Annotated in this window: 7 protein-coding genes and 1 pseudogene; 5 read left to right on the forward strand and 3 right to left on the reverse strand. The window is 64.1% G+C overall.

Going from position 1 to position 8,920, the window contains the following annotated elements; genetic code table 11:
* The 4 genes from ACXJ7R_RS17750 to otsB all read left to right on the forward strand — a co-directional run.
* Positions 1–673: glycosyltransferase (locus ACXJ7R_RS17750; RefSeq protein WP_457152973.1), on the forward strand; the 673-nt coding region annotated here is incomplete at its 5' end.
* Positions 674–723: 50 nt separating this feature from the next.
* Positions 724–2,886, forward strand: coding sequence for an amylo-alpha-1,6-glucosidase (locus ACXJ7R_RS17755; protein ID WP_457152974.1), 2,163 nt, complete (start codon positions 724–726; stop codon positions 2,884–2,886).
* Between the two features lie 147 nt (positions 2,887–3,033).
* Entirely contained in the window at positions 3,034–4,815 is a 1,782-nt protein-coding gene (locus ACXJ7R_RS17760) for an alpha,alpha-trehalose-phosphate synthase (UDP-forming) (RefSeq protein WP_457152975.1), read from the forward strand.
* Complete coding sequence (gene otsB / locus ACXJ7R_RS17765; protein ID WP_457152976.1) at positions 4,812–5,552, forward strand: trehalose-phosphatase; 741 nt, start codon at positions 4,812–4,814, stop codon at positions 5,550–5,552. The genes ACXJ7R_RS17760 and otsB overlap by 4 nt, the downstream gene beginning before the upstream one ends.
* 41 nt (positions 5,553–5,593) lie before the next feature.
* On the opposite strand, the pseudogene ACXJ7R_RS17770 reads toward otsB, so the two are convergent.
* Both ACXJ7R_RS17770 and ACXJ7R_RS17775 read right to left on the reverse strand, forming a co-directional pair.
* Positions 5,594–6,317, reverse strand: a pseudogene (locus ACXJ7R_RS17770) (SDR family oxidoreductase).
* Positions 6,314–7,159, reverse strand: coding sequence for an SDR family NAD(P)-dependent oxidoreductase (locus ACXJ7R_RS17775; protein ID WP_457152977.1), 846 nt, complete (start codon positions 7,157–7,159; stop codon positions 6,314–6,316). Before ACXJ7R_RS17775 ends, ACXJ7R_RS17770 begins: the two are co-directional and overlap by 4 nt.
* A 103-nt stretch (positions 7,160–7,262) precedes the next feature.
* Here ACXJ7R_RS17775 and ACXJ7R_RS17780 point away from each other — a divergent pair, with 103 nt between their 5' ends.
* Positions 7,263–8,150 carry a helix-turn-helix transcriptional regulator gene (locus ACXJ7R_RS17780; RefSeq protein WP_457152978.1) on the forward strand — a complete coding sequence of 296 codons (888 nt, stop codon included), beginning with the start codon at positions 7,263–7,265 and terminating at the stop codon, positions 8,148–8,150.
* A 13-nt stretch (positions 8,151–8,163) separates the two neighbouring features.
* Here ACXJ7R_RS17780 and ACXJ7R_RS17785 read toward each other — a convergent pair whose 3' ends face one another.
* Entirely contained in the window at positions 8,164–8,799 is a 636-nt protein-coding gene (locus tag ACXJ7R_RS17785) for a TetR family transcriptional regulator C-terminal domain-containing protein (protein ID WP_457152979.1), read from the reverse strand.
* Positions 8,800–8,920 lie beyond the last annotated feature (121 nt).

Here is an 8,920-nt window from a genome sequence, read left to right on the forward strand (position 1 = left end):
GCGTTTCCCGCGCTTCCCGATGATTTCCATTTCGCGCAGCCAGAAGACAGGCCTTGCCAGGGCCAACTGGCTGGCAACGATCCACCACGGACTGCCGACCGGTATTTACGAACCGACGTTCGAGACGAAGGCGCAAGAACCCTATCTTGCCTTCCTCGGTCGGTTTTCACGCGACAAGCGCCCGGATCGCGCCATCGAGATCGCCTTGCGCTCCGGGCTCAAGCTGAAGCTTGCGGCAAAGATTGGCGACGACGACCGAGCCTATTTCCACGAAGTGGTCGAGCCTTTGATCGACGGCGATCGCATCGACTATGTCGGCGAGATCGAGGAGGACCAGAAGGCGGAATTTCTCGGCAACGCGGCCGGCCTGCTGTTCCCGATCGACTGGCCGGAGCCGTTCGGCCTTGCCGCCATCGAGGCAATGGCCTGCGGCACGCCGGTGATCGCCTGGAATTGCGGCGCGCTGCCCGAGATCATTGATCAAGGCGTCACCGGCTTTGTCGTGGATTCGTTGGATGGCGCGGGCGCCGCAGTGCCGGACTTGCTGCAGCTCGACAGGCGAAAGGTGAGGGGCGTTTTCGAAAAGCGGTTTTCCGCCAGAAGAATGGCCGGCGACTATTTGGCTGCCTATGCGCGCCTGCTCGGTGTCCCGAGCGAGGCGAAGGCGTCGTGAGCAACGACGCGCTCGATCTATGGGAATGAAACGACAGGGATTTGTGACGAATGGCCCAACTCGATGAGCGCCAGCTCGATCCCGCCGTCGCGCTTGCCTCGCTCGACGCGACAGCGCCTCGTGAGCCCCACCGGCTGTTTGCGCTCAAACAGGGCGACTGCTTTGCGGTTGCCGATGCCTATGGTGATATACGCGGCGCTGGCGACGGTTTTTTCCGCGACGACACACGGGTGCTGTCCGAGTTCCGGTTGACCATCGGCGGCAGGCAGACATCGTTACTTGGCGCCTCGCTCAGCCAGGACAATGTCTTGTTCACCACCAACCTGACCAATCTGCCGATGCTCAGCGCCAGCGGTCGCGACATTCCGCAGGGCGCCATTCATGTCGAGCGCGTCAGGCTGCTCTGGCAAGACAGGCTGTTCGAACGCATCACCCTTTCCAATTACAGCCGGGAAACCTCGACGATCGGYGTTTCCCTGCACTTTGCTGCTGATTTCCGTGACATGTTCGAAGTGCGCGGCTCGACACGGCTGCGGCGCGGCATGACGCATGTGGCCGAGATGGATGCGACGTCCGTCCTGCTGCGCTACGACGGCTTGGACGGACTGGCGCGCGCATCGGCGATTTCGTTCTCGCAGGCACCGGATCAACTGACAGCCGACCGCGCCGATTTCTTGCTTGCGGTGACCAAGCGCAGCAGCAGTGTGCTCTATGTCGAGGTCGGTTCCGAGGTGGCGGATGCGCCCGATCGTGACCGTTTCCGCGCCGCAGCCGCCCGGGCCCGCTTTGGCATGCGGGCCAAGCGCCGCCATGGCGCGACGGTGCACAGTTCCGGTCGCGTCTTCAACGACTGGGTCGAGCGCGCCCGCGCCGATGTCGCGCTGCTGACCACCGAGCTTGCGACCGGACCCTATCCCTATGCCGGCATCCCCTGGTTCTCGACGGCGTTCGGCCGTGACGGCGTCATCTCGGCGCTGCAGATGCTGTGGCTCAATCCCGGCCTGGCGCGGGGGGTGCTGGCCTTCCTGGCCCAGCATCAGGCGACGGAGACGTCGCCGTTCAGCGATTCGCAGCCGGGCAAGATCATGCACGAGACCCGCAAGGGCGAGATGGCGGCGCTGCGGGAGCTTCCATTCGGCCGCTACTATGGCGGCGTCGATACGACGCCGCTCTACATCCATCTCGCCTGTGCCTATGCAGATCGTACTGGCGACATGGCGTTCATCGACAGCCTGTGGCCGTCGCTATGCGCGGCGGCCGAATGGATGGAGGAGGCGGGCCGCGAGACCGGATTCGTGACCTACCAGCGGGCTGCCGAGTCCGGCCTCGCCAACCAGGGCTGGAAGGACAGCTTCGATTCCGTCTTTCATGCCGATGGCCGTATCCCCAAGGGTCCGATCGCGCTGGTCGAGGTGCAAGGCTATGTCTTTGCCGCCTTCCGGGGGCTGGCGGCGCTTGCCCGTCGCCGTGGCGAGGACGAGAGAGCCGATCACTGGGACAGCCTCGCCGAGGCCATTCGGGCGGCGGTGGAACGCGATTTCTGGCTCGACGACCTCGGCTTCTATGCCCTTGCGATCGACGGTGCCGGCGAGCCCTGCAAGGTGCGAACCTCGAATGCGGGCCATCTCCTCCTTGTCGGGCTTCCGGAGCCGGCGCGGGCGCAAATGGTCGCCGATCAGCTGCTTTCCGCCTCCTTCCATTCCGGCTGGGGGCTGAGGACGCTTGCCGACGATGCCGTGTTCTTCAACCCGATGTCGTACCACAATGGCTCGATCTGGCCGCATGACACCGCCATGTGCGGCGCCGGGCTGGCGCGCTATGGCGAGCGCGACAGCGTGGTCCGCCTGATGAGCGGTACGTTCGAATCCGCTGTCCATTTCAACATGCGGTTGCCGGAACTGTTCTGCGGCTTTACCCGCGCGCCGGGCGAAGCACCGATCGCCTATCCCGTCGCTTGCCTGCCGCAAGCGTGGTCGGCGGGATCCGCCTTCATGCTGATGCAGGCCTGCCTCGGCCTGGAAATCGATGGCTGGGATGGCGAAATCCGCGTCACCCGTCCGAGGCTGCCGATCGGCATCGACACACTCACGCTGCGACATCTGGGCGTCGGCGAAAGGGTGGTCGATCTCACGTTCCAGCGTGTCGGCGACCGGGTCGTCGCTTTCCTGGCCGACCGGCATGAAGGCCTGGTGCCGCTCATCGTCAGAACATGATCCGATCCAGATTGGCTGGAACCGATCGCTGCCTTGTGCGTTGCACAATACAGGTCCGGGCGCCGACCAGGTTGCCGGCGGATAGTTTCTAGTCGGAAACACGAACAAAAAAGGCCGCCGAACGGCCTGAGGTGAGTTGGCATTCCAATGACAGATTATGGTGCGGACCTGCTCTGGGTTCTGATCCTCGCGAGCCTTTGTCTTTCCGCTCTTGCCGTTTTCTTCTCCATATCGCGGCAACGCCGCAGCCACCCTCCAACGGTTGCACATCCAGCCGGCGAGGACGTGGCCGCGGAAGCGGCGCGCAAGGTGATACGGGAGTTCGAAAAGAACGGCCAATCAGCCGATGCCGCCCTGGTGACGTGGTCGCCCGAGACATTGCGCAAGATCCTGGCTGACGATCTGCCCGATGCGCAGGTCATCGTGGTCTCCAACCGCGAACCATACATCCACAACGTCAGAGGCAATGGCGTCGAACTGCTCGTGCCGGCCAGCGGGCTGGTTTCGGCGCTGGAGCCGATCACCCGCGCCTGCGCCGGCACCTGGATAGCCTATGGCGGAGGCACCGCGGACCGTCTCATGGTCGACGAGGACGACCGGGTCCAGGTGCCACCCGGCAATCCGTCCTACACGCTGCGCCGGGTCTGGCTGACGGAGGAGGAGCATCAGGGCTACTATCTCGGCTTTGCCAATGAGGGCCTGTGGCCGCTTTGCCATATCGCCTTCACCCGGCCGATCTTTCGCGCCTCGGACTGGGAGGCCTATGAAGCCGTAAACCGGAAGTTCGCCGATACGGTGGTGGCCGAAGCACGCAACGAGCGGCCGATCGTGCTGGTCCAGGACTATCACTTCGCGCTGCTGCCGCGGATGATCCGCGAGCGCCTGCCCGAGGCTATCGTCATCACCTTCTGGCACATCCCGTGGCCGAACTCGGAAGTCTACAGCATCTGTCCATGGCGTGAGCGCATCCTCGAAGGACTACTCGGCAGCTCGATCATCGGTTTCCACACCCAGTTCCATGCCAACAATTTCACCGAGAGTGTCGATCGCTTCCTGGAAAGCCGTATCGAGCGGGCGGATGCGGCCATCTCCTATGGCGGGCAGACGACGCTGGTGCACGCCTATCCCATCTCGATAGAGTGGCCGGCGGACCTTCTGGCAAGATTGCCTGATGTCGATGACTGCCGCGCCCGCCTGCGCGCCAGGTTCGCATTGAAAGCGGATGTGAAGCTGGGCGTCGGCGTCGAACGTCTCGACTACACCAAGGGTATTCTGGATCGCCTCCAAGCGCTGGACGAATTGTTCAGGCGATACCCGGAATGGATCGGAAAGGTGGTCGTCCTGCAGATCGCGGCACCGAGCCGCGGCACGCTCCCGGCCTACAGGCAGCTCTACGACGAATGCCACCGTTATGCTGAAGAGCTCAACGAGCGCTATGGCAGCGACGGCTACAGGCCGGTGATCATGGTGGCCGAACATCACACGCAGGAACAGGTCTATGAGATCTATCGTGCCGCCGACATCTGCATGGTCACCAGCCTGCATGACGGCATGAACCTGGTCGCAAAGGAATTCGTTGCGGCGCGCAACGACGAACAGGGCGTCTTGATGCTCAGCACATTCGCCGGTGCCTCGCGCGAATTGCTGGAGGCGCTGATCGTCAACCCCTACGATGCCGCCATGATGAGCGAGGCTCTGCTGCAGGCGCTGACGATGACGCCGGATGAGCAGCGCGAGCGCATGCGGCCGATGCGGCAGATGGTCCGCGACAACAACGTCTATCGCTGGGCCGGCAGCATGCTTCTAGATGCGGCACGCTTGCGCAAGCGCGGTGACGTCGATCGGGCAACCGGCACTGGCGACCGACAGCCTCCGAGCGCCGACAATGTCGTTTCCATGTTCGAGCGCAAACGGCTGGCAATGTCATGAGCGAGACTCTGCGAAAGCCACAGACTGTGCTGGCCGGCGAATGGGCGCTGTTCCTCGACATTGACGGCACCCTGCTGGAACATGCGGAACACCCGGACGCCGTCTCGGTCAGCGCCGACCTTCGCTCTTTGCTGCAAGGCCTGGATCACAAGTTAAACGGGGCATTGGCTGTTATCACGGGCCGCTCGGTTGCGGCAGTGGATGAGCTTTTTCAGCCTTTGAAGCTGCGCGCGGCCGGGCTTTATGGCCTGGAACACAGGCTCCTGCCGGATGACCAAGTCGAAGTCGCTGGAGAGCCGGCGGATATTGCGGCCCTTGCCGACGAGATTGAGGCCGAGCTCGGTCGTGGGCAAGCCTATATCGAACGCAAGGGCCGGGTGCTGGCCATCCATACGCGCGCTGCCCCGCATTTGCTTCCGCGCGCGACGCAGCTTGTCGAGCAGGCGCTGGCCAGCCTGCCCGAGGGCTACCGGGTGGTTGCCGGCAATGCCGGCGTGGAACTGTTGCCGCTCGAGGCAGCCAAGGGTGCCGCGATCCGGCGGTTCATGGGCATAGCGCCCTTCACAGGCCGCCGCCCGGTCTTCCTGGGCGACGACACGCCAGACGAAAACGGCTTCGAAGCCGTCAACGATGCCGGCGGCATATCGATACGGGTCAAACCACCCGCGCATACCGCCGCACGGTACGGCCTTGACGGCGTTGCAGAAACGCTCGCCTGGCTGAGGGGTCAACTTTAGATCCAGCCGAGGGGCGCAACCGGGGCTTGGGGCGATGTGGATCAAGCCGCAAATCGGAGGCCGCCATCGCAGGTCAGCACCTGACCGGTCATGAAGCCGTTGGAGACGAGAAAGGCAATTGCGTCGGCGACGTCGTCGGCGCGGCCGATGCGGCCGACCGGGGTCTTGCCGGCATATTCGGCAAAGAGCGCCTGCCGCTGCTCCTCGGCCAGAAAATCCCACCAGGGCGTGTCGATAACGCCGGGCGCCACGACATTGACGCGCAGCGGCCTCAGCTCCACCGCCAGGATCGGCACGACGGTCAAAAGCATGCCGTTGATGGCGGCGATGCCGGCGACGCCCGGCGTCGCGAGCTGAGCCGATACTGCCGAGATGAAGGTGGCCGATCCACCCTTGTTCAGCGTCGGCAAGGCGGCCTGCAGGCATGACAGTTGCGGGCGGACTTTCTCGTCGACGCCGCTGCCGATATCGGTCAGGTCAAGCGTCTGGAAGGGGCCAAGGCCCTTGCCGCCGCTGGCCGCCAGGACCAAGGTGGTCGAAGGGGCCGAGGCGTTCGAAGAACTGGCTGACTTCGTCCGGCTTCGAGGCATCGAACGCAGCCTTCTCGACGGCCCCGCCGAGGCTCTTCCACGCGCCGTTGAGCCTATCCTGGTTGCGCCCGGTGATGGTCACCTTCATGCCGGGGCCAATCAGCTTGCGCGCCGTCGCCAGACCGATGCCGGACGAGCCGCCGATGACGACGGTGTGCTGGATTGTCGTGGTCATGAATGCTGTTCCTTCGATGTTGGGGAGGCGAGGCCGACGAGGTCGAGGCTCAAAGCTCGCAATTGTTGTCTAGCCTTGGCGTCGTAGGCCTGGGCGTCGGCGCGGGATTCCCGCAGGCCGTCGAAATAGAGGCCGCTGCGTCCGTCCAGCGCCGATGAAGTCGCAAGATTGAGGATAGCGTCGGCACCGGTTTCGACCGAACTCCATGGGGTGACGCCTGCCTGGCGGACCATGGTGGTGTCCATGTAGCTGGCCGGATGCAGCGCGTTCACGGTAACGCCTGTCCCTTTCAGCTCCTGCGCAAGGTCGACTGTGAACAGGATCTGCGCCAGCTTGCTCTGGCAATAGGCGCGCACGCCGTCGTAGCTGCGGGTCAGCATGACATCGCCGAAGTCGATCGCCTGCTGTCCAGCCGAGGCAACGTTGACGATGCGCGCCGGAGCGCTTGCTTTCAGCAATGGCAGAAGTTCCGATGTCAGCAGGAAGCCGGCGAGATAGTTGACGGCAAAGCGCAGTTCGTAGCCGTCGGCGCTGATCTGCCTTTTGGCACCTTGGCCGGCAGTGCCGATGCCGGCATTGTTGATGAGGATGTCGAGGCGGTCCGTCCTGGCGCGCACGGCCTCGGCGAGGCGGCGCACCTCGGTCAGGGAGGAGAGGTCGGCGACCAGCAGCTCGGCCTTGCCGCCGGCGGCTTCGATGTCGGCGACGGTCGTCTTACCGCGCGTCGCATCGCGACCATGCACCAGCACACGGGCACCATCAGCGCCGAGCCTTTGCGCGACGACACGGCCGACGCCGTCGGTCGACCCGGTGACGAGGATTGTCTTGTCTTTGAGTTCCATGTTCGGAGCCTCCCTTCTGTTGCTCTGAACGGAAGATGGGACAGCCAGCGCGCGTCAAACAGTTCAAACTTTATCCTGGTATCAATACTGCTATATTAGCCTCATGGAATCCCAACCTCACTCTGCTCCCACGCACTCCGCCGAAGACAGCCGCCGGCGCGAGCTGGGCGCTTTCCTGCGCTCGCGCCGCGAAAGGCTGACGCCATCGGCCACAGGCATTGCCACCGGCCTCAGGCGGCGCACGCCCGGGCTGCGGCGCGAGGAGGTGGCGATGATCGCCGGCGTCGGCACGACCTGGTACACATGGCTGGAACAGGGGCGGGACGTCAGGCCCTCGGTCGAAGTGCTGACGGTGCTTGCCGAGGCGCTGCGCCTCGATGCCGCCGAAAAGCAGCATCTGTTCATCCTCGCCGGCCGCCAGCAGCCGGAGCGTCGCGCCGTGGCGCCGGAAAAGGTCGACGGCCCCTTGCTGCACATGCTGCAGAGCCTGGTGCTGCAGCCGGCCTATGTCGTCGGCCGGCGCTGGGACGTGCTGGCCTGGAACCCGGCGGCGGTGGCGGTGTTCGGCGACTATGGTCTGCTGGAGGGTGATGCCCGCAACATCGTCCACATGGTCTTCACCAATCCGCACCACCGGCGGCTGCTGGTCGACTGGGAGCAACTGGCGCGCATGGTGCTGGCCTCGTTCCGGGCCGCAAGCGCCAGATATGTCGGCGATCCGGATTTCGAGCGGCTGATCGAGTTGATGACGCGCTCAAGCCCGGAGTTTCGCGCCTGGTGGCCGCAGCGCGACGTGGCGCACCGATTGTCGGGGGTGAAGCATGTCAGGCATCCGAGCGCTGGCGGCATGACGTTCGAGCATATGACCTTGTCGGTGGGCGACGGCTCCGACATGAAGCTGATCGTCTACACGCCGCTTGCCGAGCAGAACTCGATCGCAAAGCTGCAGACATTGCTGGATGCGCTGCCGGCCGAACGGCGCAGCGCCTGATAGCCGCCGAACGTTAGTTTTTCGGCTTCAGCCCGTCGAGGAACAATTGCTCCAGATAACGGGCGGCATCCTCGAAACGGCCATCGCCGCCGCGGTCGGGGCCGAGCACGGCTCGGACCTGGACGTCGAAATCGGCATAGTGCTGCGTCGTTGCCCAGATCGAGAAGATCAGATGCCAGGGGTCGGTCCTGGCGATCTTGCCGGCGCGCATCCAGCTCTTGATGACGGCGGCCTTTTCATCGACCAGCGTTTTCAGTTCACCCGCCAGCAGCGGCATGATGCGCGGCGCCCCTTGCAGGATCTCGTTGGCGAACAGCCGGCTCTCGCGCGGAAAATCGCGTGCCATTTCGAGCTTGCGCCTGATGTAGTTGCGCAATTCGGTCATGGGATCGCCGATGTCGTCCAGCTCTCGCAGCGGCGCCAGCCAGGTGTCGAGCAGGCGCTGCATCAACGTCTCGTGGATGTCCTCCTTGCGGCGGAAATAATAAAGCAGGTTCGGCTTCGACATGCCGGCGGCTTCGGCTATCTGGTCGATGGTCGAGCCGCGAAAGCCGTTGGTGGAGAAAACCTCGAGCGCCGCCTCCAGGATGAGTTCGCGCTTTTCCTGCTGGATGCGGGTGCGGCGAGGGGCGTCCGTGCTGGTGGTCACCGTTGCCAGCCCTCGCTTTGCCAAACCTCGCGTTCAAGGTCATCTGGACCAATTCTCTGGACCAGTTTTTCCTTGGCCTGTGGAACGCACTTCAGGTGCCGCATTTCCGCTAGTAATCCCT

The organism is Mesorhizobium sp. P5_C1 (assembly GCF_054049815.1).

Excerpts from the sequence above, each read along its gene's own strand:
- otsB (WP_457152976.1), top strand. The coding sequence starts at position 4,812 with ATGAGCGAGACTCTGCGAAAGCCACAGACTGTGCTGGCCGGCGAATGG.
- ACXJ7R_RS17760 (WP_457152975.1), top strand. The coding sequence starts at position 3,034 with ATGACAGATTATGGTGCGGACCTGCTCTGGGTTCTGATCCTCGCGAGC.
- ACXJ7R_RS17780 (WP_457152978.1), top strand. The coding sequence starts at position 7,263 with ATGGAATCCCAACCTCACTCTGCTCCCACGCACTCCGCCGAAGACAGC.
- ACXJ7R_RS17775 (WP_457152977.1), bottom strand. The coding sequence starts at position 7,159 with ATGGAACTCAAAGACAAGACAATCCTCGTCACCGGGTCGACCGACGGC.